Origin of the sequence: Methanosphaera sp., from assembly GCF_016282985.1 — an archaeon.
Taxonomy (GTDB): Archaea; Methanobacteriota; Methanobacteria; order Methanobacteriales; family Methanobacteriaceae; genus Methanosphaera.
In genome coordinates, this window is the sequence record NZ_JAEELZ010000087.1 from 14,232 (window position 1) to 39,844 (window position 25,613).

General features: G+C 30.5%; 22 protein-coding genes. All 22 read right to left on the bottom strand.

Annotation, left to right across the window (positions count from 1 at the left end; all coding sequences use genetic code 11):
• Window positions 1-62: 62 nt before the first annotated feature.
• The 22 genes from QZZ11_RS05035 to QZZ11_RS05140 all read right to left on the bottom strand — a co-directional run bounded on the left by QZZ11_RS05035 (window position 63) and on the right by QZZ11_RS05140 (window position 25,611).
• Complete coding sequence (locus tag QZZ11_RS05035; protein ID WP_292474140.1) at window positions 63-332, bottom strand: type II toxin-antitoxin system mRNA interferase toxin, RelE/StbE family; 270 nt, start codon at window positions 330-332, stop codon at window positions 63-65.
• A gap of 9 nt (window positions 333-341) precedes the next feature.
• Window positions 342-548 (bottom strand): hypothetical protein, encoded by a 207-nt coding sequence (locus QZZ11_RS05040; protein WP_292474142.1) that lies wholly within the window; start codon window positions 546-548, stop codon window positions 342-344.
• A gap of 19 nt (window positions 549-567) precedes the next feature.
• Complete coding sequence (locus QZZ11_RS05045) at window positions 568-1,767, bottom strand: hypothetical protein (RefSeq protein WP_292474144.1); 1,200 nt, start codon at window positions 1,765-1,767, stop codon at window positions 568-570.
• A 153-nt stretch (window positions 1,768-1,920) separates the two neighbouring features.
• Window positions 1,921-2,133, bottom strand: coding sequence for a hypothetical protein (locus QZZ11_RS05050; protein ID WP_292474145.1), 213 nt, complete (start codon window positions 2,131-2,133; stop codon window positions 1,921-1,923).
• A gap of 156 nt (window positions 2,134-2,289) precedes the next feature.
• Window positions 2,290-4,131, bottom strand: a complete 1,842-nt coding sequence (locus QZZ11_RS05055; RefSeq protein ID WP_292474147.1) for a hypothetical protein — start codon at window positions 4,129-4,131, stop codon at window positions 2,290-2,292.
• Between the two features lie 81 nt (window positions 4,132-4,212).
• Window positions 4,213-5,370: a hypothetical protein gene (locus QZZ11_RS05060; protein ID WP_292474149.1), complete on the bottom strand. Its 1,158-nt coding sequence runs from the start codon at window positions 5,368-5,370 to the stop codon at window positions 4,213-4,215.
• Window positions 5,363-7,879, bottom strand: a complete 2,517-nt coding sequence (locus QZZ11_RS05065; RefSeq protein ID WP_292474150.1) for a putative glycoside hydrolase — start codon at window positions 7,877-7,879, stop codon at window positions 5,363-5,365. Before QZZ11_RS05065 ends, QZZ11_RS05060 begins: the two co-directional genes overlap by 8 nt.
• Window positions 7,876-8,208, bottom strand: a complete 333-nt coding sequence (locus QZZ11_RS05070; protein ID WP_292474152.1) for a hypothetical protein — start codon at window positions 8,206-8,208, stop codon at window positions 7,876-7,878. The genes QZZ11_RS05065 and QZZ11_RS05070 overlap by 4 nt, the downstream gene beginning before the upstream one ends.
• Before the next feature lie 7 nt (window positions 8,209-8,215).
• On the bottom strand, window positions 8,216-10,417 hold the full coding sequence (locus QZZ11_RS05075; protein WP_292474153.1) for a hypothetical protein: 2,202 nt from the start codon (window positions 10,415-10,417) through the stop codon (window positions 8,216-8,218).
• Window positions 10,417-10,905, bottom strand: coding sequence for a hypothetical protein (locus QZZ11_RS05080; RefSeq protein WP_292474155.1), 489 nt, complete (start codon window positions 10,903-10,905; stop codon window positions 10,417-10,419). The genes QZZ11_RS05075 and QZZ11_RS05080 overlap by 1 nt, the downstream gene beginning before the upstream one ends.
• 15 nt (window positions 10,906-10,920) lie before the next feature.
• Entirely contained in the window at window positions 10,921-12,285 is a 1,365-nt protein-coding gene (locus QZZ11_RS05085) for a baseplate J/gp47 family protein (RefSeq protein WP_292474156.1), read from the bottom strand.
• A gap of 14 nt (window positions 12,286-12,299) precedes the next feature.
• Window positions 12,300-13,490 (bottom strand): hypothetical protein, encoded by a 1,191-nt coding sequence (locus QZZ11_RS05090; RefSeq protein WP_292474158.1) that lies wholly within the window; start codon window positions 13,488-13,490, stop codon window positions 12,300-12,302.
• Window positions 13,487-16,792, bottom strand: a complete 3,306-nt coding sequence (locus tag QZZ11_RS05095) for an Ig-like domain repeat protein (protein ID WP_292474160.1) — start codon at window positions 16,790-16,792, stop codon at window positions 13,487-13,489. Before QZZ11_RS05095 ends, QZZ11_RS05090 begins: the two co-directional genes overlap by 4 nt.
• A complete protein-coding gene (locus QZZ11_RS05100) occupies window positions 16,789-17,952 on the bottom strand; it encodes a hypothetical protein (protein ID WP_292474161.1) in 1,164 nt (387 codons plus the stop codon). Before QZZ11_RS05100 ends, QZZ11_RS05095 begins: the two co-directional genes overlap by 4 nt.
• A gap of 27 nt (window positions 17,953-17,979) precedes the next feature.
• Window positions 17,980-18,282 (bottom strand): hypothetical protein, encoded by a 303-nt coding sequence (locus tag QZZ11_RS05105; protein WP_292474163.1) that lies wholly within the window; start codon window positions 18,280-18,282, stop codon window positions 17,980-17,982.
• A gap of 15 nt (window positions 18,283-18,297) precedes the next feature.
• On the bottom strand, window positions 18,298-19,347 hold the full coding sequence (locus QZZ11_RS05110; RefSeq protein WP_292474164.1) for a peptidoglycan-binding domain-containing protein: 1,050 nt from the start codon (window positions 19,345-19,347) through the stop codon (window positions 18,298-18,300).
• A 13-nt stretch (window positions 19,348-19,360) separates the two neighbouring features.
• Complete coding sequence (locus QZZ11_RS05115; protein ID WP_292474166.1) at window positions 19,361-21,499, bottom strand: Ig-like domain-containing protein; 2,139 nt, start codon at window positions 21,497-21,499, stop codon at window positions 19,361-19,363.
• Complete coding sequence (locus QZZ11_RS05120; RefSeq protein ID WP_292474167.1) at window positions 21,496-21,756, bottom strand: hypothetical protein; 261 nt, start codon at window positions 21,754-21,756, stop codon at window positions 21,496-21,498. Before QZZ11_RS05120 ends, QZZ11_RS05115 begins: the two co-directional genes overlap by 4 nt.
• Before the next feature lie 27 nt (window positions 21,757-21,783).
• Window positions 21,784-22,722, bottom strand: a complete 939-nt coding sequence (locus QZZ11_RS05125; protein WP_292474169.1) for a hypothetical protein — start codon at window positions 22,720-22,722, stop codon at window positions 21,784-21,786.
• Window positions 22,719-24,539 (bottom strand): hypothetical protein, encoded by a 1,821-nt coding sequence (locus QZZ11_RS05130; RefSeq protein WP_292474171.1) that lies wholly within the window; start codon window positions 24,537-24,539, stop codon window positions 22,719-22,721. Before QZZ11_RS05130 ends, QZZ11_RS05125 begins: the two co-directional genes overlap by 4 nt.
• Before the next feature lie 3 nt (window positions 24,540-24,542).
• On the bottom strand, window positions 24,543-24,779 hold the full coding sequence (locus QZZ11_RS05135) for a hypothetical protein (RefSeq protein ID WP_292474172.1): 237 nt from the start codon (window positions 24,777-24,779) through the stop codon (window positions 24,543-24,545).
• 1 nt (window position 24,780) lies between these two features.
• Window positions 24,781-25,611, bottom strand: a complete 831-nt coding sequence (locus QZZ11_RS05140; protein WP_292474174.1) for a peptidoglycan-binding domain-containing protein — start codon at window positions 25,609-25,611, stop codon at window positions 24,781-24,783.
• Window positions 25,612-25,613: the final 2 nt, after the last annotated feature.

The window sequence follows — 25,613 nt, forward strand, 5'->3', positions numbered from 1 at the left end:
CACTTTTAGTATATTTTTTTAAATGAAAAAACAAAGATTATAAAAAAAGTGGAGAAAAAAAATTATTTATATGCTTCATCATGATGAGCATAACGAACAAAATCAACAGTCTTACTATCCAAATAAACTTTAAAAATCAGCACAAAAGAATCATTAACATGAACACGACAATATCCCTGCAAAGGTTTTTTTAAAGGTTTATAATGTGTAGGATTATATTCCAAGATAGTGGCTATTTCTTCTATTTTCTTTTTAAGATTTTCTTGAGACTTTTTATCCTTAATATTCTTAGTATCCTCTAAAAAACCTTCCTTAAATGTTGTTTTATACATGATATCAATTTATTCAAATAATTGATCCAAATCCTTAAGTTCAATGGATTTTTCATTTTCTCGTGCCAATACACTATCAACAAATTTATCATTAAAATCTCTTTCAGTTACTTTAGAAAAAAGATTATGGATAGTTTTTTTAGCCATGATGACCCCATAATCATAAGGTAACTCCTTATTTTCAAAAAGAGAAACCTCATTATACAAACTTTTCATATTATCCCCCTCAATCATATTATTTATTGAAAAATTGTGGATTTAATTCTGGTTTGAAATAATGTTTTCTTTTTGTCCATACAAATCCATCATTTTTTGTTATAATGGCAACATCAATATCGCCACCAACAGTTTCTATACCATCTTGTACTTTTCTTTTTAAAGAAGTTACATTTATTAAAGATTCTGCCAAATTACTTAACTCCTCTTTAGGTAAACTAGTAATATAATCCAAAATTTGATTTCGATTATTAAATTTTATACCCGAAACCATATCATCAAAACCTGTAACAAGAATATTTTCTTGTTTACGCACCATACTCATTACTCTATCCAATTCATCAATAATTTCAGGAGGTATAATATCATCCTCATGTATTATATTAATTAAAGCAGCATGATATCTTCTAAACATATCTAAAAAATATGTTTTTAAATGATATTCAGTATGTTCATCAATACCGTTTAAAAATGATTCAATAACATCAGTCTGAGCAAGAGGTAAAAATATTACCCTTTTTTTTCCAATAGAATCTTCTTCAAGAACTTCTAGCGTAAATTTATCCTCATACAAATATTTAACATGGAATAAAGTGAAAGAGGGTAATAATTTATCCTGATCAAAACCTACAATGGCAACTCCTGTAAAAGGAGCATTAATCATTACCTCAATGAACAAATTTTTTAAGATTGTGTTAAATAATAATTTTTTCTCTTCTTCTAAAAATGTTGGAGAAATCATATCAATTTGATTATTTAAATAATTTAATAACTCTTCAGAAAAGATATGAGTATATTCTTCAAAAATATTCAATTCTTTATTATTTTTCATCCATTCATCCAAAGTATCTTCATTAAAATTGGAGATATCACCATTTATTTTCCTAATAAAAATATCTATTTTATCTTTTAATGTATGTTTAATTAAAAAGTTCTTTTTAGTTTCTGTTTCTAAATATTCTCTAAATTTTTCTCGAAATTCTGTTACAGTATTTACATTTTCATCAATAATTTTTGTTCTAAAATGTTTAATTATTGTTTCATAAGGAATTCCTAAAAATTCAGAATTATTAAAAATCATTATTCCCATAGGAGGATTATTAGAAAGCATGAATAACTTATTAACTCCTTCATAAGTTTTATTGTTATTTACAGTTACTACACTATCTGCTGCCATTGCTATTGCACTTGGTGTCATAATCAATATTTCGGATGTCATGATTATTTTCCTTAAAATTTATTATATTTTTAATTTTCCTCTTTTTAATAATATTTTATTATTTTGAGTATTTATCTTTTATAGTCATACCAATTACGATAAAAAGTATTACTACACTTACAAAAAAAATATAACTGATGAAAAACCAAATCATCAGTAATAAAAAATACCCTTCCACTGAGGAAACTTCTGAAGTAACCATTCAGTATACTCATTAGGAGACATAAAATGATCATGTCTCCACATCCTATTGTATTTTAAATTATATGTAGACCATGGTTCTTGAGCAAGTAAATTCTGTGCTTCCTCAGAAAGAGAGTCGTTTCTACCAAGAGCATATGTGTAAAAATTAATAAGCTTATACAAATTAACCTCTTCAGGATGTTTCTTTAGATAATCAATAATCTCTCTTAAATAATCCCTATGCAATCGAATACTTTTTTCAGAATATCTTGGATGAAACTTTACCATAGTTACCCCTCTATAATAATATATTGATAATTAATTAATATATAACTTATGTTACAACAAACGTGAGTCTCTAACAGAGTATCCCCTCTCTTTATAATATGAATCAATTTTATATTTGTGACCCTTAGATAGTAATAATTCAGATTCATCAATATAATCTCTCTGACTCATTTGTAAGATAGGTGTGATTTTTGTTCCTTTTGGTACATAAATACGATATAAAACACTTTTATTTTCTTCATCATCAACAGCATATTTTTCTCCACTTTGTCTAAACAATCCTAAACTAATTGTATTTTTCCATTCACCTATATCTTTTAGTTCTTCTCCATCACTTGAATATATCTTTTTTTGTCCATGATACATAATCATATCTTCATCTAATTCTATTTGCATATTTGTTAAAACATTGAAATTTTCTTGAAATAAATTTTTTAACTCATTTACATTTCTTCCATATAATGGACTATTTTCATCATTTACTGCTTTTTCTATAGTATTCGTAGAAAAATCATCCCTTTGCCAGGCATTGAAAGTACTGTAATATTCATCACGTGAATAAAAATCTAATGCATTTAATTCTTTTTCAGAATATTTATTTTTATCAATCAATCTTCCGTTTAGTAATCTCGAAATAACATTATAACTATGAGAATTACTTTTTTGAGATAAAGAATCTATGTTTAACATATCCCTAGAAGATACAGTATGGTCTAACCATATTTTACCGTGTGCTATTTCTAAGTTAAAATCACTTTTTAGATATCCTTTTTGCAATAGTTTATCTCTTTGTTTTAATGCTCGATTTATATCTGTTATTCTCATACGATTGCGTTCTTTTTTTCCTATTTTTAATCTGTTTATTATCCAAGGTATGTCTTGTTTTGTTGCTAGTAATGTTGCATTATCAACTAATCTTATTCCTTTATGTGATAATAATTTTTTTAATTTTTCTGTTTTTTCTTTTAGTTCATTAAATGCATCTGTTACTGAGTATTCTTCTGGTTTGTATAAATTTGAGTCATCATTTGTGAATTCTATGGTGCATAAACAATTTGCTGTATTTGCTGGACTTCCAGTCCAATCCCCTGGATAATCCATCATATCGATTTGTCCTGTTTTATCGTTTATAACTTCAAATTTTTTTTCTAATGGTACTTTTTGTCCCTTGGTTATTGTATGTCGTGTTTTTGGGTTGGGGTGTTGGTTCCATACTTTGTATGTTGGTTTGTATTTGTCGTCTAGTAGTCTTGCTTTTTGCCATAGTATTCTGTTGGTTTTGTTTTTTTCTAGTCTTTTGTTTTCTCTGGTTATTTGTTTTTCTAGTTTTGTTAGTTTTTCTTGTAGTTTTTTGTTTTGTTTGATGTTTGGTACTTCGATTAATCCGTTTTCTTCTATTGCTTTATTTAATTGTTTTATTGTTTTTTCTATTGTTTGTTCGTGTTGTGTTGTCAGGTCTATTGTTGTTTCTCTTAGTATTTTGTTTAGGTCTACGTTTAGTTGCATTGTGTGTTTGATTCTTTTGTCTTGTCTGATTTGTCGGGTGTCATTGATTAGTCTTTGGTAGTTGATTTCGTACATTTTTTGATGTCTGAGTTGTCTTGCTTGTTGTTGTTTTCTGGCTCCATTGATTACTGCCATGTGGATTAATGCTTGTGTAAAATTTGGATGATTTTCAATTAATTCGGGGAAGTATAATTCTATGAATTGTTGGTATAAATAGTAGTTTGCAAAAAGTTTTGGGTTTTGGAGGAGAAAATATAATGTTTCTTTGTTTAGTTCGTTTTTCATGTATTGGGTCATGGGGTCACGACGTGTTTTTGCTGTGTACAAGAAGTTGACTAGTTTTTCTACTTTCTTTTTGTTCCATTTGTGTTTAATTATTATGGTCATTGGATCACCAAGATAACTGTTTTTAGTACTAAAATGTTGTGAAAAAAAAGAGTATGATATGATGGAGAATAAAATTTTTTTTTATGAGTCTTTACATTCTGTGTTATGCCATATATTTGGACAACTTGTAGCAGTATTATCAACGTATGTGTTTTTTTGTTTGAAGAAAAACTTTGTTTTAATATACATTGCACCACCTGTTTTACTAGTACAACCCTTGAACTTACAATTATTAACCAAAACCTTTTGATTTGCTTTATCATATTTGGTAAAGTCTGTGAATTCTATGAGTGAATCTTGACTATTTATCACGGTTATAGGTATGTTAATTACTGTGTTTCCTGTTGTTACCTTGATTTCTTGTCGTCCTGGTTGAACCCCTGGATAAATTGGTATACTAGTTGTTCGTGTACTTCCACTTAACTCATCCGGCATATTTAGTACAGGGCATGTATATGAACTTGCCTTGTTACTACCAATTTTCAAATTTTTACTGGATAAAATAACTGTTGGTGTATTTCCTCCTACATACTGATTATTGCTACTTAATAAATGAGTGTATTTTACATTTACGTTCAAAACATCATTACTGTTATTGATATCTAACTCACTTTTACTGGCTGTTGCTTCAACTAGAAAATTAGGTTTAACAGTAATGTTCTGAGTAACGGGCAAATTATAATCAATCTTCATACGCACATAAGCTACACGTGGCAAACTCCAATACCCATAACCTTTATGACCATTACTCAAACCAACACATTGGAACACACACCCAAAATTACTACTATTAATAGTAGACGGAAGTAACGTTAAGCCCCATTCAGATGGAGTAAATGAATACGTTTGAGTAGTCCAGGTAGGCCGGACTGCCCACCTGTCACTACTTGCTTTATTGTTTCCAACTCCCCAATCTGTTGTACTGGCACCAGTCTTTAACTTTAATACTTTTGTTTTTAATCCTGCAGTTAAAGTTTGTTCTTGAACAACTAATTGTACATGTATTTTAGTAATTGTTGCATTACTTGGAATATTGAATTGAAAATTATTGAAATATAATACAGGACTTGCACGATAATCGCTTGTACCATTATTGTTAATACAGTAACTATAATCGTTAGTGTTTTGTTTTTTCATTGCATTAATATTTGTAAATCTGTTAGCAGTTCCACCATTCACAATTTTATATCGGGAATCTTGAGTAATATTGTTTGGTGATTTCCATTCAGTACTAACCATTTAATTCCTCCTGTATTTGTTTAAGACTTCTTGGATATTTGAGTATTAAACCTTCTCTGAAAAATGTTATTCCTTTCATATTTGTTGGAGCAATTACTTTCATAGTTGCTTCAAGATTTGCAACAGTCCTTAGTTCTTTATTAATTTTGGATTGATCTTTAGTTTTTAATGCATCTTCTAAATCATCATCATTAGTGTATGTTTGAAGTATAGGGATAACTTTCTCTGTGTCTTCAACTTCATTTGCAATATACAATGCAACTTTTTGTACCCATGAATCAGTAGCTTCTTTACCATTTGATCCATAATTTCCTTTATATACCATAGGCATCATATAATCAGCATATTCGCATAGTTCTTTGTAATTTTGTCCATAATATGTGCTGTTTATATCCATTTCAGGCATTACACATACACTGACTAAATAGTTTTTATTCTTATTTTGTATGAATGATTTGATTTCTTTTAATCTGTTAGTAATATTAGTATGTTTATTTTCATTTGGACCGTCTGTTCCAGCATATCTGAAATAATCTAAGTTTATTCCAATACAACCAGTGTTGTCAATAATTTTACCTATTTGATTTTTAATCCAGTTAGTTCTTTCATCAGTAATTCCTGTGAATACTCCTTGGTTCATATCACGATAACAACTTATTGTAGCATGTATTCTTAAATCTGTATTTTTTGAATATTTAAGTACTGATTCTAGAGTAGACCTACTGGATGAACTATCATAATCATTGCATCTGACAAATATGTCAGTTACTCCATTATTTACCCATGTATTTATGTTACTCTGAGTAATAGTCATTTTATTTACAAATACTCCCGTGATATCTTTTTCGATTACTGTGATTGTCCTAATGATTGGTGTACATAGTTTATCACTTACTTTGAAAGTCACAGAGTATTGTTTTTTATAGCCTAACTCGGGTATTGGGAAATCTAAGATGTATTTATTATTTGATATTGTTGCTTCATATTCCGTTCCGTCGATTGTGAAAACACCTCTTCCAGTAGTGTTATTGTTACCGTTTTGATCTTTACTTGTTACTTCTAATCTGACTGTTGTCCCTACATGTGGTACTGTTATGTTATCCATAGTGAAGGAAAGTATTGTTGGGTCTTTTATGAATAATGATGCCTGGATATATGTTGTTTCATTAGTTTCTCCTCCATCGTATAGTGCTGTGATTATTTGTTCGGATGTGGATAATGTATCTGGTATTTTGTATTGTATTGTTGCTACTCCATTTACTACTGTTCCTGTTCCAATTTCTGTTTCACCGATATAGAAGTGTACTTTTCCTTGGTCAACTAGTTCATTGTCTTCTTCTTTTACTGTTACTTTTAATGTGATTGTGTCGCCTCGTTTTCCTGTTACGTTAGGGAAGGTTAGTATAATTGATTCGGATATGTATGTTATTGCTCCACCTGTTGTTGTGCTTGTACAGTTTGTGAATCTGCATGTGTCAAGATATATTCCTGCATGTTCGGAGTATATTGCTCCTCCATAATTTGCTGTAGTATCATTGTATATGGTGTTTATTGATTCTAATTGTCCAAATGTTTTATCATCTTTTTCTACTAGTATTGTACCACCATATTCTTTTCTATAATTGGATTGTTTGGAATTTCCATTAATTAATTGTACATCCCGTAGTACTAGTTTTCCTCCTGGTTTAACTAGAAATAGTCTACCACATTTACTTGAATCAATATTAACCCTTTTACTAGAATCGTTGGTTACTGTTCCACCATTGGTCCCTCCACGTATTTCTATGTTCATTCCATTTTTGATAATTAATGTACTATGGGGTGTGTAATATTTGTTTGCATCTAACCTGTAGATTGCTTTTTCATTATCTGTTGGATGATTTTTTATCATTAGTTCTAGTTTTGAGATGTCATCTATCAATATTTCATCAGATTGGTTTGCTTTTCCATTGTTTATATCAATATAGTTTTTTTCATTGAATCTAATTTCTAATTTTATTTTCCGGGATAGTATTGTTTCTTCTTTTATTAGACCCTCGGTTCCATTTATTAATGGAATTATGAGATATGTGTTATTTCCTTCTTTTTCTTTGGTGCATGGAACGGTTAATGATGTGTATTCATTCTCTTCATTAAAGATAGGTCTTTTTAATTCATCCATTACTTCAGGAAGATCTTTTGATGAAAAATCATTTGAATCAATTGTTTTTGATTCATAGTAATAAATTGTTGCATAATACGTGCTATTAGGGTTTATTTCATTTGTCAATAATATTTTCAAATGATTATCAGATGCTGTTAATTGTTGATTTAATTCATATGTGTCATATTTCCCTAGGACTAATTTCGAATGTTCCTGATATGTATAGGACGCCCATGTTTTTTCAACTATATTATCAGGATCCAAATATAATATATCTGTAAATCGCATATTATACAATAAATGTTGTATTGCATTAAACTCATCAAGTGTTAATTCATCACCTAAATGTTTTGGTTTGAGCCTCATATGTAATCACCACTATCTTTTGTAATTTCACATACAAAATCATCTTCATGTTGTCCTTTATAATTTTCATCATATGAGCATGTAATAAGTGTATCAGGAGTATTTTTACATAACACAGCATAATCTTCTAAGACTTCATCTTCAAAAAAACTACTATTTATCTTATTAAAAAGTATTAATGGGATGATTAAAACTCTATTTGTATGAGGATTTTGTTTAAATTCAAAAAAAGGATTATCACATTCATCAATATGTGTTTCTGCTCCACGCGGAGTTATATGTTCACAATAATAAAAAAATTCATCATGAAATTTGTTACGAAAATACATATATTCATCACCATTTATCAGCTATTACTTTTGCACTGTTATTATTGTATGTGCTTACATGTGGATCATAATCAATTAGTAAAAATTTACCAATTACGTTGTCATATACTCCCATGTTTCCAGGTATAGTTAACTCTTTTTCTGACCATGGATTCTTACGATTACCCAATCCCGCCGAACGTCTAATGAATGTGTAACCATCATAGAATACCCACCGTTTCAAGCTTGAAGCATGTCCAGTAGCTCTTCTTTCTTTTCCACGTACGGGACTACAAACAATAGTCGTTTTTACATTATCATATGGATAATAATAGATACAATAGGTATATGCTTCATTGTAATAAGGTTGTCCAAATAATGGTAAACTATTGTCTCTACCTAATTGTGATGGTCCTTTTCCATTGAATCTGGCATCTTTATATACATAGGCTAAGGCTTTTGCAAAACTATGGTTAGTACCAAGTGATGTTGTACCCGTGTCGATATAGGATTTATTGTACTTGTATTCAACTTCACCTGCAACTACATTTAGAACTTTTGGTTCTGGTTGTTTAAGACAGGAAGCACTAGTTGTTTTAAACAAGTTATGTTCAATATATGCATATCCTATACTTGTTATCTCATTTCCGATATTATTGTTGAAATAACTTTGTTTCACATGCAACTCTAGTAAATTCTTATTTCGAATATTGTCTGTTGTCATATTTGCATATATACAACCACCTTTGAATTTACTACTTGTATTTGTATTATCTATGAATATGCACCTATCAATAACTAGACTTGTTCCCTTATTATACTTGATTGCAGGGTTTCCTCTTTTTATTGTACAACCTATTAATCTGAATTTTATTAGGTTATCTTTTTCTGAGGAAGGATTAGTTATATTAAAAATAGTGTAATTTTTGTTTGCATCTATAATTGTTGGATTATCTCCTCTAAGTGACATGAGAGTAATGTCACGTTTTATGTTAATAGTATTATTACAATTGTATGTTGATGCATTCAACATTATCCAATCAGGACCATTATTATTTTCAGCTAATGATTTCAGATGGGAATAATCAGATGCTACGGCATACACAAGTGTTACGGTTTTTTCATAAGATACATAATCATAAATATCCGTCCTGTTCATTGTAACTCGTAGTATACAACGATAATCATAATATCTTCGGAAGCTTATCTGTGGATGTATTTTATTGTTTGAATCTATTGTACATGTTTGATGTTCTTCTGTTTTTGTGTATGGATTATATTTAGTAACTGTAACTCTTGTTCCGATTAGTTTTTCATCTTTATTGTCATCTTCATCGTATTGTCCGTATTTGTTGAGCGTAATAATATTAATATCAAATGTTTTGATACTACCTTTATAAACATTATTATACTGTGAATCTGCTCCCCAGTTTACTCCTCGTAGCCCATCATTATATTTATCCACTTTAACAATTTTTGTTGTAACAAGATTATTATAAGTAGCAGTAAGTTTAGCATAATAAGTTCCGGGTATATTTACTTCACTATATTTTAAGGAATACCCTCCCTTGCTATCACTTAATACATTTAAATGTTCTTTAAATCCTTCACTAGTTTCTAATCCTGCTGATGTACATGGAGTTAAACTTACTATGGCTCCTTGTACTGGTTTATCATATTCATTAACAATCATACCTGTATGTGCAACTTCTTTATCATATTCATCGGAATATTCATTTTCATTTTTTATTATTAAACTGCTTTCATGAATAGTTCTTCCATCACCCACATTACTATAATGAAAACTTACACGAACATCTTTATGTTTATTTCCCCCAATGAGTACTGCTATAGTGTTTTCATTTATTTTTGAAATTTGTACTGTTCCTTCATGAAGTATGTCATCATCAGAATCTTCATTCTTTGAATGTACTATTTTATAATTTCCATCCCATATGGCATTCCGTACTTCAAATGTGTATAAATAAGCATCAGAATAGAGGGTAGTGTTAATATTTACAATAATACTGTTATACCTTATATCCACGACATTGCTTGTTACTTCACTGCTTTTTGGATCGGATTTATTATATGTACCACATGAGGGCAAATATTCAATGAGATCTTTTGTATCGAAAACTTCCCAATACTCATAATGCTGATTATTATAAATAACTTGATTAATATGTTCAAGTTGTGCAAAATCATGTTCAATTAAACGTAATGCCATTATTTATCACTCCATAATTTGATATAATGAACAATGTTGTACTCATAAATTGTATCATTGAGCAGGAAATCTCTGGCAAGATTATGACGAGGTAAAGCCATGTATAAATTATTAAGATATGGGTTATTACTAGTAACTTTTGTTCTTATATTAGAATCTAATGTATCAATAGTGTATAATATTAATCCTTGTTTTTTCATAAAATTTACTGTTAAAAAAGAAGAAATCATGTTAAATATTCTTTGACGATATGATGCATCTGTTTCATCTTTTTCACGTAATATTCCATATTCTGCACCTCTTATATCTAAATAATATCCAGTACAAGATACTAAAAATGATTCATATAACAATTCATCAATTTCTGTTTCTAAATCATCAAATAATTCATTTACGCATGCATCCATTAGTTTATAAACACTATTCTCTGGGTATCTAAGACTTGTTTCTTCATGTAATCTCTGAGTAATATGTTTCCATCTATCCATAATTATCCTCTTCCATTAGTATACTGTAAGTCCAATTCGTTCTCGAGTAGAGTCATCCACATTTCGTTTATACCCTAATGAAGCGACACTTGAAATACTTGGAGAAAGAGTAACAAAATTTGCTTTACCCCATTTATTAATAGTATCACCATTTCTACTATAAGTGTAACCATTCTTTGTATAAATGTATTCTTGATTTGCTACCTTTGTCCATTGTGACACATCACTAGGAAGACTATTGTTATAGTTAATTGCAGTAATACTTTCCACTTGATCTACGTTGTCTAATTCTTCAATTGCATCCATTAAACTTTGTTTACGAAGTGCTTCTCCTATCTTTAAACCAGGATATGTTCTAGTTCCTATTGTTCCACCATTAATATATGCGAGTATTGCTGTAATTATATCATCTTCAGTTACACTTCCATTTGGAAATATTCCTATATCAAATATAAAATTACTGAGAGTTGCTTTTTGTACATGAAATACATGTCCAAATATTTTATTATTCTGGTTTGAAAGATAAGTTTCAACTTCCTGCAATACTTCTGTAGGACAAGGTTTGCTATTTGCATTTACTATCACAACTCTACTACAATCGGTACATTTAACATTAACATTTTTGTTATTTGCATCCTTTTCAACTTTATAATGATTACTTAAATTATTTGGATTAATAAATGCTACATCGTGTACATCATCACAAAATTCTATAATGTTATTAGAATACGAAGGTAACGTTCCAAAAGCTTTTTCCTTTTTACTATCAAAACATCTCTGCCTTAGAGATTCATCAGTTTCAGGATCTGTTCCCCCAGTAATTTCAGAATTATTGGTAACTTTCAAATCATATCTTACCCGATGAATATTTTTAAACGCTGTTAATTTATCTGAAAGAGCATTAGATGCCGTACCTATTACTTTTGCATAGACAAAACCATTAGCAGAATACGTTCCGGCAGCAATAACAACATCTGATGAAAGAATATATTCATTCCCATTATCTCGGTGTAATATTATAACACCGGCTGGTATAATGTAATCTTCATTCAATAAATTAGGGATACTGAATGTTACTTCTCCTTTTGCTACACTACCTTTTTTACGATTTATTTTTTGTTCACAGGATTTCATGTCTAAATAGTTACCTGTTGCATATTGTAAAAAAGTTTGTTTAAACATTTCATATGAATTTGATTCCACATCACTTGTTTCTACTGTGAAACTTTCAAGTAAGGTACGTAATTCACTGCCAATACTTAAATCACATAACTTTGTCTCTTTATTATAATGTTTTTCCTGATACCAGTTAATCATTTTTAAGACTTTATCAGCACGAGATATTGTTGTTCCATCTAATTTTGTAATTATATCAGTCATATTATTGTTCCCTCCTATTCTATGGGTATACTTTGTACAAATGGCGAATACATTAAATCAAGTAAGGTAATGTTTTGTCCAGATGAATACACAAAGAAATATAATTCAGAATTGGTTATATTTGATAAATCAATGGTTAAATTTGTGTCTGTATTATCTATGTATACATATCCTATATTATCCCATATTCTAATTTCAAATGAATGTACTCCCGGATTTATTCCTTGATTTAACATGGTTCTATTAACTGAATATCTTTTTGTCATAACGTTTTCAAGTATTGTAGAAGAAGTTACTTCTTCAAATGATACATTGTTTTTGTTTATGAAGTTCTCTTTATTTATCTCACATAGTCCAATATTCCAATACTTTGAACTATCCATGTGAAGTGTAGCTTTTAATGTCCCATCAGCTATTTGTCCATGTTTGGTAGGCAGAGGTTCCTTAAATACTGTGAATACTAAACCACCCATATCTACTCCTTTGCTTTTAATTGTTTCATTACCGTTACTATCATATTCAATTCCATGTTGGTAAGGATAACTTACCTCTGATTCATATTCTTTTTTATATTCTTGGATGAACCAGTTTTTAAGAGAATCAGAATATTCGTAATTTTCTGAATAAATAGGTAAAGTTCTATATGTATCCACAGCGATTTCTGTGACATATATTAATTCTGTTTCATCAACCCGTTTAAAGAATATGTGTTGTTTCTCATCAAACCAAACATAATCTGCAATTTTACCTTGATAAACACCATCAACATACCAAGAACAATCAGGAAAAGAATATTCAACAAGATGATATCCTTGTAAAGTACCTGAAGGAAATTGTTGAAAACTAGTTTTGTTAGTTATGCCAATTAGATATCCTGTTTCAGACTTGATTTTAACACGTATAACAAAAGAAAAATCAGGATAAAGAATAAATCCTTCATAATGTATCATATTATTTATTTGACCAAAATGTAGTACAACTTGTCCATTCTCTATAGATAAACTTGCAGAATTATTTGCTACACGCCATTTTTCAAGATTTAACCAGTCAATTTCTTCTATGATGGATATTTTTGATGTTTTTTCTGTTTGATTATAGGTTTCATCTTTAAGAAAATTTATATTTAAGTTATAATTTCCGAAATTATAGTTGTTACATCGTTCTAAGGATAGTATTCTTCCTTTGTTTATACTTTTTGTTTTCATTCTTCTGCCTCATTAATTTCATAATTCATTGTTCCCGTTTCTATTAATTCTCCTTCACTTGTAAAGAAAATTGGTATCATTATAGTGTCTTTTTTGAAGAGTAATAAATTAGGAGAATCAATTGTTACAGTTTTTCGTTCAATGTCGTAAACTAACGAGAATCTAAGACCATAATCATTTCCTACATTGAATAAACCACCATTTTTACCAATAATAATTATAAATTCAATTTGGTTCACTTGTGCCCATTGTTTGCCTGAGGGTATTGTGAATTTCCAATAGGAATATTGTGTGTATCTTAATCCTGATTTACCAATAATTGTTCCCATTCCATCAAATTCTTCGCCAGCTTCAATATCCATATCATTTGTATCATTATGTATTTGTGCATCTAATTTCATATGAACATCATAGTTTACACCTCCAACTAGAGCATCCACAAGATGATTAATTGTTGAATTTCTTAATTCATCAGGACATTGTCTTGCTAGAGCACCCAATACGAAGTAAATTGTTTGTCCTTGTTTTATTTCTCCCATGCTGAATTTTCCATCAGAGAATATGTTTGAAGGATATCCATTATTAACTGAATCTATACGAACATCATAATCATTTGCTGTTATAGTAGGAATTAATGATTGAATATTCAATGAATCATCGTCATCTATTAACATTTTCATATACAATTTTTGTTCTACTGATTGAATTGCTACTGCACCATACTCTGATTCCTTAGTGGATGGTAAATATTCATCATTACCTATATATTCTGCTGTCATTGTATATCCTGTATAAAATAAGTAATTTTTTTCTGCCATTGCAGTATATAATTCATCAAGCAATAAATCTTTACGTTTTAATTGTAAATTATTTCCGTTTAAAACATAAGATCCTACTAATGTGTTTGGAACTAATATTGTTGTAGTGTCACCATTTTTCTTTTCACGTCTTAAATATAGGTTCAACTTACCTGAAGTAACTGGTTGTAATTCAGAATATACCGTTGTGAAGACATTTACTCCTATTTTATTACCATTATCCCCAGTATATGGAATTGTTGCAGGTATTAATTCTATTGATACTGGTTTTTTATTTACTGTTATTTTAAAAGTAGTTTTATTGTAGTTATATCTGTTTGTTGCGGAATATTCTATTGTGTATGTTGTAGTACCTGATGTGGTTGGAGTAAATTTGTATGTAAATGTTCCGTTTTGAATAGGAATATTATTTATTATGTTAGTACCTTGTTTAAGAACTACTTCCCCTGGTACATTTTCTCCTCTTTGATCTGTTATTTGTCCCGTAATTGTTGTGACATCATTTACATATGTGTTAATATTTTGGGTATTTATCATTACATCCAGTTTGATTACTGTTACAGTTGTGCTAGTTGTTGATGCGTTATATTTATATGTTCCATCGAATGTTGCTGAAATATTTATTTCACCACCAATGGTATGTTTGTGATTGATTATAGCTTTACCGTTCACATCTGTGGTGATTGTATACGTTTTTGTGCCAATGATTATATTGATTGTTTGATTAGATAATGGAGTATTTTTACAGGTTAATTGGAAGGTGTATGTTATGGTATCATCAACGAATATTTGCTCGGGATTAGATATTAATTCAAGGGTTGTGTCTTTTTTGACAACAGTAATTGATTTTATACTTGTGTTGTTCGAGTATTCATATTTATGTCCATCATATTTAGTTTGAATCTTCCATAATCCACTTTGAGTTAGTTTTACTTTATTTGTGGCGTAACCATTTGCATCTGTAATTTTGTTTGTTGTTGTTTGTGTTCCTTCTGGATTTGTTGTTATGAATTTTAGAGTTCGATTAGGTATCCCTAGTTCTTTATTACTTGATAATGTAGAGTTTATATTAATGTAATCATCAACTTCATAATTATTTGAGTTAACTGTAGGTGCCATGTGTTCTATTATTATCTTTTGATTTGTTTTTGTAGGTAATTTTTCTAAGTCTAATATTAATAATCCATCGTTGACCAGTTTATTTGGATATTTTGAATTGATTACATTCCCTATTATTTCTGGGGTAACAATAGGTATCCCCGATAATGAGTTGAAAATTCTTTCATTAAATGGATTTTCATTATTTCTGCCTATATAATCAAAATCTATAGTAGATGGGAACATTATTAACATGTCATCAAGCCATTGGTAATGAGTGATTCCAGTACAAGTATCCGTATATTCCCAGAATACTGCATGTGTTCCTTCAACTGCCCATCTTTTTGAGGGACTTACAGTTTCAGGTATTGCAAAAGATACATTTACAGTGTTATTTTCAACAGTTTTAGTATGATTATTAGTTGTTGTAGTTCCGATTATGGATACAAGTTGATCATCAACATATAATCGTAATCCATCAATACATTCTATTTTATCAAGAGTTATGTCAAAAGAAATAGTGCTGCCTAGACTTGTGGTGGGGATGATTGCATTTGCATGAACAATATTTGGACTTTTCGGTAGTACACATAATGTGTTTGCACCATATCCTTTATTGTAATGTTTCGTATTTGTTGGAATATATTCTACACGATATTCATATACTCCTATATTTTCTATAATTTTATAATCCAATGTGGCATATCCACTTTCCCAGAAATCAGTTTGTCCGATATAACGATTATTCACATACCATACCAAATATCCATTATCTGGGATATCTTTAGGAGCATCAATACTTCCATTATTAATTGTTTTATAAACCCTTGCAATAAGTTTTACCGTGTCACCCTTTGCTCCCATAACGGGGTATGTTTTAATAGATATGGGTATCTTATTGGGATCATCGTCCACGAAAATTACTCTGGCATTATCATATCTCACTGGTTCACGATATTGCTCATCAATTCCATCATAATTAAATCCATACAAAAAATAAGGTATAGTAGTTTTCTCATATAGTTTTAGTGAATAATCATAAAATGCACTACCATTAGTTACGTTTCTTTTAGTATCAAGTATAACATTTTCTACAATGAAATTTCCTTGTCCTTCATTAAGTAGATTATTATTACTGAATAAATTTGCTATCAACTTCGCATTTTCATCTATGCCCCTATGTACATATATCGTAGGGCAATGAATGAATGTTTTATAAACATGCCATAATGAACCAAAAGCATCACTACCCTCATAATAATCATTTTCAAGATATTTAATTTCAAGAGGATATTCTCCATTAGCATAATCAGGGTCTTCTATTTTGAGTGGAATTTTAGCTTTTCCTTCTCTAACTTTTTCACTTCCAAGTTTTCGTTTCGTCATGCATACACCTTCAAAACATTATCAGTTTTAATATCTTCACTGGTATGAACTAAATAAAAACGATTGTTATCATAATACACTTTCAATGTATCAATAAGAACATTATTGTCACTTATCAGTTTAAAAACGGCTCCACCATAGAATCTATGATTCATAACAAAAATGTATCTTTTTGTGTAATTTATCAAGTTCCGTAAAGCAATTATAGTTACATCTTCTTCGTACAATTCAGCAGTTTCATAAATAATTGGATGTTCAATAGTAACTGTTTCTGGAATATCATCTTCAGCATAAGCTTCAACTACACCTATCGTTACACCTTCATAATTCACATCATCAACTGCCACAGGTATTCCTTCATGACTTCTATCTACTTCATTAATATAATATTTGCCCATATCATCATCAAACATTGTACTTGTAGGTAGTTTTTCAAGAACAATTAAATTACAATTATAAGTACATGGATTATATCCCTGTTTTCCATGATATTTTATAGTCATAACATGTTTTCCATAATGTAAATGTAATGGTGTGTGAACTTTGAAGGTTACTGTACCTGGTTCATTTGTTCCACTTTGTTCAATTTCTAATGTTTCAATGTATTGTTCCCCAAGCCATATACTTACTTCCCCTATAGGTACAAATCGGTCTTCTTCATCAAGTATATGTGCATGAACAGTAACTGTATGATTATGTATTGTATAATAACCTCTTCCCCTAGTTATTATATGTGTATCATGGAATGTTCCATTCCATACATCTATTTCTGGTTCTTCTTGATTAGTGAATAGGAAATATTCTTCAAATTTACTTCCATCTTCAACTACAATTGCTTTTACTTTAAGTCCTACCCCCCAATAACTGTAATCCACTATGGATACGGATACTTCCCTTAATCTTATATCTTCAGAAACTCTTTTTGTTACTTCTTTAAGTAGAGTATCATGACGATAAGGATCATTAGGTTCTCCTATCCAGTCTCGTACATAACTTCCATAACCCGGATAACACCATGAAAGATTATTAAAATAACAGGTTAATCTATTTCGTATTGCTTGTGTTAGATTTTCACTTCCGGTTACTAATTGTAAATTACCCCTGTTGTCAATTATCCAGTTACGGTCTATATCTGTTCCTAGTTCAGATTCTTTTATCATTGTTATCAACTAGACTTATCACTTTTTTTATTGTACAAATCCTTTTCCATTATCTATATAAATTATTTCTCTTGGATCTGTAATATCATATTGATTTCTTATCTGATTAATCCATACTTGAAGTTCAAGAATTTCATCACTTACTCCATATTTTGCATAGTATCCATTACATATTTCTTGAATTTTCTCTAATTCTATACTTATTTTGTCAATAAATTCTTCATTTTCTAATTTTTTCCAAGATTGTAATAATTTTTCATAACATATTTTTTCATTTTCGTATTTTTTGAAAAGTTTTGTTATTATTTTATCTAATCCTTTTACATCCATATTTTTTTCTCCTTCTTATGCTTTTGTTATTATACAAATACTTTTCTGACTGATTTTTGATAAATATCTTGCTTGGTCACTAAGTTTTCTATTTTCCATATATCCACAATATGCTGGTGAATTGCATTTATTTCCTAAACTGTTTGCGATTATACCATACATTGTAGATATGTTTATTGTTCTCGCTAAACTGTAATGTCCATAAGCATCTCTATACATTTCATGCCAAAATACTGCTTTTTTAGGGTCTGTCATCAGTTCACCTAATTTTTTGAATCTTGATTTTTGGTCTGGACCTAAATCTGAGAAATTTTTCCATTCTACTTTGAGATTAATTCCTTCTTTTTTTGCTATCGTTGCAATTGCGGTTTCGAGTCCTCCATGCCCTGTACCTGCGGTGGTTGTTCCTGCATATCCTGCTATTGTAGCTTCAGTATATTTTGTTATCCCAAATTTTCGTAATGCTTGTTTGATGCTGTGTGGTCCGCAATGATATCCTGTGATTTGTCCAAGGCAGTTTCCTCCTTGTTTTTCGCATAAGTGGGATACTGTGAATGTTGTTGTGTTTGTATTGTTAGGTTGTGTTGTGTTAATTTTTGTATTTTCTGTTTTGTTCATGTATAATATGTTAGGTTCTTTTCCATTATTTTTTATCCATGTGTCATATCTTGTTTTTAGGTCTTTGTATTTTTCAAGTGTAACATGTTCATATGGATTTTCTTTATCGATGTATATTATTTTAGGTTCTGTTTTATTTTCTTTCACATACTTTTCAAATCTTGACATCATATCTTTCCAAATTTTTAAAGGAATTTCCATGTTTGTTTTACTTACATCTTTTCCATTGATACTGGATGCTTTGCATGTTATTGGTCCAAAATTACCATCGATTTTTACTTTTAATTCTTTTTGTAGTTTTTTTATAGCATTTACTGTGTAATCCCCACATTTTCCATCAATTTTTCCATCATAAAACTTACAATATGTTAAATATTTCTGTAATTCTTTAACTTTTGTTCCTGTGCTATTCTTTTTTATATTTACTTTGTTACAATCTATTGTCATAAATCTCCATCCATTATCTTGGAATTATTTTCATTTCTCGTATAATAAGTTCAGTTCCATTAGTAAATGCAAATATATACGGATATAATCCTACGAAATTACTGCTTGAATTGGTGAATGAGGTTGTACCATTAAGTTCTAATACGTTTATTTCTGTTTTAGTACTTGTAACATGAATTTGTACTGTATATTCTACATTTTCCATGAAATTATATGCATATCGGTTACTTGTTAAATTTCCACCATCTACGATACAATATGAGTTTCTTCTATATACTTCTAATCGTACTGGTGCAAATTCAGCAGTTGTTGCATCTTCACGCATTAATCCAAAATGTCCTCCAAATTCTCGAGGTACTGCTGCTTTTCCAGTTGTTTTTTCATTTATTCCATTATATGCAAATTTCAATTTGAACTGTATTGTGCAATTTTCTGTTGTTTTAAGATATTTACTACGTAATATTACTCCAGTTGGTGCATGTAATCCATTATTATCCTGTGTTGCTTGGTTTTTCAAATCATTACAATAATTTCTTAAGAAAAGATGTTGATAACCCCCACTAGATTTTGGTATGTCATTTACTCGACTACAATTTCTTTTGTATGTACTTGGTGTGGTTAATCCTTCATATTTTCTGCAACGTTCTTTTTGAGTTTCACCTTTGTTGATATTATTTACATCTAATCCGAATGTTGATGTGCCATCACTAGCATACCAATTTTCTAGTATGGTACTCCATGAACGTAAATCATTACATGTATCTATAAGGAATTCTGCTGTGAAAGTGAATGATGTTTCACTAGCACCATAAACAGTTGTTCCTTCAAATTGCGCTTTAATATTATGGTTACCAATTGAAAGGAATGCACCATTACATCTTGCAATTCCATTTCCATTAGTTTTTACCGTATCTAATAATGTTGTTCCTTCAAAGAATTTGATGGTCATATTGGATAATTCTTGTCCTGAATTTGTGTCAATAAGTTTTACTAATAAATCATTCCCATCACTTTCTTTTCTATTAGTATATTCAGAGAGAGTAGTTGGTATCCCTCCGATTGCTACTTGTATTGATGTACTAACTAGGGAATATTTCTGTGATGAAAAACTAGAGTAGATATCTAATGTCCCAGTAGTATTTACTGTATACGGTATTATTGTTTTTCCATTTGTATCAGTATTGTTTGGAACCGTTATTGTTTTATTATTGACTTTAAGAGTTGGTTTAACATTACTGATTGCAGCACCAGACTTATCTTTAAGTGTGATTTCAATATTTATACTTGTTCCATAGGTTGCTCTATCTATTTTTGTAATAGTTATACTGCATGCTTCTTTTGGGAGTACTGTGAGTGTTCCTGTTTTAGTTGTACTGTTATAATTATCACTATCTTTAACTCCGCCTACTGTTGTATTATTTGGAGTATATGAGGCATTAATTGTGAATGTTCCCACATTAGGATTATTAAAACTAGGTGTTGTTACTTGTCCTAAACTATTGGTTTTAAGTGTGTAACTATTCCCTTGTACATTTATAATGAGGGTTTTATTTGGAATAGGTATTCCATCTTGAGAAAGAGTGGCTGTAATGGTACATGTATTACCTATATACACAGATAGATTATTAACTGTAATTGTAGGTGTAACCTTGTTTATGGTGATATTGATTGTTTTTTCACATGGGGCGTATTTTTTAGTTCCTTCATAAGTGAATTGTAGTTGAATGGTTCCTCCACCTTTAGCAACATATGGAACAGTGATTTTACCTTGATGATCTGTTATTGCTTCTACTTCTTTTTGTTGACTGAATTTATATTTAATATTTTGATTAGCAATAGGATTTCCATCAACATCTTGAAGAATAGCTGTGATATTAGTACTTGTAAATGCCACAAGTGACACATCATTTACATTCCATTCAGCATAATACCTTAAATCAAATAATCCATAAAATTTTTCACCACGCCCCCCTTCTTGATAATCTTGAGGAGTCTCGGGTGGCCAAATAGCTGGTGCAAAGATAACACTTCCATCAAAGTTTGCTTTAGCAGAGTAATACCCTGGTACAATATCTTTTATTTGATACGTAGCATGAGATTTTTGTACATTTTCTTTAAACTCTGAATAATCATCATAGTTAGTTTCAGTCATAGTTTACGTCCCACCTTTTTGATATACTCCCATTGGCCCATATCGTAATATGCTCCCGTTAATTCTGTGAACATTAATGATATTTCACCATATCCGTCTCCTTGAGTACTTCCAGGATTTAAACAAATTATGTTCTGTCCATTTTCATGTATTACATATACTTCTTCAAACATTACTTCTATTTCATTCCAATGTTCTTCTGCAAGGTGTAATTTTAGTTGGGGCATGATTAGTTTTTTTAATTCTTCATTTATCATATAATTAACTCCTATGTTATTTTTTTATTATAATTTTCCACAGGTATTCCATCCTGCTGTGTTCCTTCGATGGCCATCCCACAGTCCATTACCATTAGTGCAAAGATCAATACTTTCCCATTTACCATTTATTTTCACATAATTCCAATAGTGGCATGTACCATGGAAAATCGCACAGGGTACGTTTTTTACATCACAAATACATTTCACCAATCTTGCATGATCCGCACAGTTAGCATAAATATTAGGCCAATTTTCAGCTAACTTCTCAGGACATACCCAATTATTCAGATGCTTATGGTAACTGTATACTATACTTTTTATTGCTTGTTCACATGTGAGGTTTGCTACTTTTTGTGCATAATTACGTGAACTATTTCCAATGATTTTTTGGCTGTTTTTCTCAAAACTTTCTGCACCCCATGAGTGAGTAGCCCATGTACTTATATCTGCACCACAATCCTCACCATGAACATTTGCATTACCTGTACCCCCTGTACTAGAACCATTACTTAAAGCTTGTATTAATGATTTTTCAGCTTCTTGCTGTGCTTTCATGTAACTACTATAATTATTTGCTAATGGGTTTACAGTTATCTTTGAGTGTTTACCTTTTTTTCCACCACCCCATACATATTTTTCAACAAAAAACCGTCCTTTCTCAAAACCAGCATAACGAGTGAATTTAGTATCTTTGATGGCTTTGATAATATCTTCATAATGTTTTTCATAGAACTGGTCTGATAATTCCATATACAAGAATTTGTTTGTATGTAAACCTTTGAATACATCAGGCATATTAAATGTTAACTTATATTTATCACGTATTGATTCCATCATCACTATTTCTGCTAGTTTTTTATTATTTTCAGGATTATTAGTTACATTATTTTCTGCAACCATATCTGTACTGGTTGTTGTATCTGCAGTTGTTATCTCTGTTCCTACACTAGTTTCATCCGTCATGAGGCATCACTATCCGTTGTTACAATGTTAGTAGTATTATTTGTTGTGAATAATTCTGTGAGGTGATATTTCTGTCCTTTACGGTCATAACCACAGTATTGGCAGTATTCCGTTTCACATTCTGTACATTTTGTTGTTCCATCCCCACTTGTATCATTTTCAAGTGTTCCCTCCACATCACATTTAGGACATTCATTAAACCAGTATTTAGTGTATTGTTGAATTGCTGGTTTATCTTTAAGACAATGATTACATGAAGGCTGCCCATTTGTTGTTAAAACTTGATTTGAAGTATATTTATTACCACTACTATCTTGGTATGTTCCATTACTATTATTAGATGAGCTATTATTCGCAGGATTATCTACTATTACTCCCATTCTTCCTTCATAATCCTGTATTGGAACACCTAGTAATTGTTCTGCTGTGTATATTTCTCCTGTACTGTCTGTTGCACTTATATTTTTTACTACTACTTGAGATACACTGTTTGTAATATCATAGCCATATTCATAGTCATTTTCAAATCCTCTCCTTGGACTGAAAATATACACATCTTTTTTCCAGGTTTCAAGATCAACAATTTCAAATATGGGAATTCCGTTGGGATCTCCATAAAAATCTATGTTTACTCCATAATCATATAGTAATTCACAGAAGAATTCATATATTGTATCACAATCATAGATTCCTTTAGGTTTTCTTTTTAGAGGATTTAATTTATCATCTTTAATAGTTGATTTCCACGTTCTCTTATTTTCAGGGTCATAATCACCTGAATTTTCTACCAGATCTTCATCTGCTTTTAATAATTCTTGATTTTCTTTAGTGATTGCTGTATTATAATCTTCAAGAGGTCTAAGACCTGTACTTGGGACTCCCAAGTCTGCCAGTACTTCTGTTATAATTTCATAAACTGTTTTACTTCCATTATATACTGCATATATTCCATTTGCCATTATACGTTCCATGAATCCCTGACATTGATAAGAGTATAAATGAGTTTTACTATCATATTGTTTATCTATTAATATGCCTCCAAAGGTGTTACAATCACCTTTAAGTAGTACTGCAACTCTACCACTAGTCAAGTCTATGTTTTTTGTTGTTTCAAATTCCATGGTTTGGGTTCGAGGAAATTCTTCTGTGACTTCAAAATCAGTGAAAGGAACCTCATAATAAGGTTCATAATTTGTATTATTCCAAAATTGTGGACTACTTCCCTTAGATCCTCCTCTCCCACTTTCTATAAATCCTTCAACAACAGTTACGCTACTTCCACCAGCACCTTGTCCTGTGAGGAATGCTTGAGCAAGACTTTTTGCGTCTGGTCCTGCTACCCACCCACAATTTTTGGCACTGGCCATCCAGTCTCCACTACTTTTAGCCATCATTGCACTTCGTGCATCAGATTTAGCATAACCTGCATCGTGAGCATTTCTCAAATCTTGTTTATTTATATTTGCAAGTGTACAAACTCCTGGATGTCCTGTGTGAAATCCTACAACTATATTATTTCCACTACCTTTCCAACCAGAATCTTTTACCTCTGTATAGAAGTAGTAACACATTGCGTGGTCTACTCCGTTTACTATCCAAAACATGGTAGTATTAGTTTTTCCACTAATTGCATTGTATTCACTGCTGGGACCTACACCACCATATGTTGCTGTTTTTCCTGCACTATTAATATGGCTTACTACATCTTTTGCTAGTTGAGCAGCTCCCGTATTACTGTCACTACATACTATTATGTTGTTGTTTATTTTCCATGAGCCTCCACTACCTGTTCCGTTATCTCCTTTACGGTTAGCCATGTTTTATTTCTCCGTCGTTTTTTCTTTGTCTTCAGATTGTGTATTACCTTGTGTACTGTATGGAACGGCACTTGTTTCTGTGCCCATTTTTTGGTGACTTATGAATATACGGAATTCCGGTCTGTCAGGGGCTCTTTGTTTTTCTGTTTCTACTATCGCTTTTTCCCAGTATGGTTTGTAATCATTTGCATAATTTTTTACTTTGTTTTTTGTTTTATCTTTAGTAGTTACATCAGTCATATTATTCACCTTCACTTTGCGATAATTTAAGTAATGCTCTTCTTACTTCTTCATTACAATCTCCATTGATAGTTAATCCAAAGTCTTGTTGTAATTGTTTAAGTGCTTGTGTTGTGTTATAACAATACTTACCTGTGATGTTTATACGACCATACTGACGGGAAAATATTGGTAAATAGCCGTATCGTCTTAAATATTTTTGTAATGTTTCTACTTCAGGTAATGATGGTGCTATGCATAGTTCTGGAGGACTGTCTTCTACACAGTTACAAGATTGTTGCATATCTGGTAATTCCTGTATTTCCTGTGCTGTTGCACTGATGTTTTTATTATTTTTTGCTAATATTTTTATTTCATCTGTAGGAGACCAGTATGTTTGTTCGATTTCATCTGGTTTTTCATATTGTGTTAGTTCAAGATGTGTTTTTATTAAACTAAACGATATGTTTGATTGATTAATTGCTTTAATAATATATGTTCCACTTTCATATGCTTCCAAGTTAGTTTTTACATTACATGGTACTCCTCGTTGAGACCAATACTTTAGTACGGCATGTGGTGTTTTGGGAGTATTGTAAAATGTTTCATCACCTGAATGATCATTAGGTTGAACAGGTAATCCTAAGTATGTGTCAGTAATTCTTGTGTAAACATCAATAGGTAATTCTTCTCCAGTGAAATTTGTCCATTGTATGTCAGTATACCCATAACTATCTGCTGATACAAACATTTCATTTTCAACTATGCCTAGTTTACTTTCACTTTCTGCTTCATATTCTATTGGAAAATCATGACCGTTAATATAAAAATAAGGTTTTAATTCAGTACTCATAT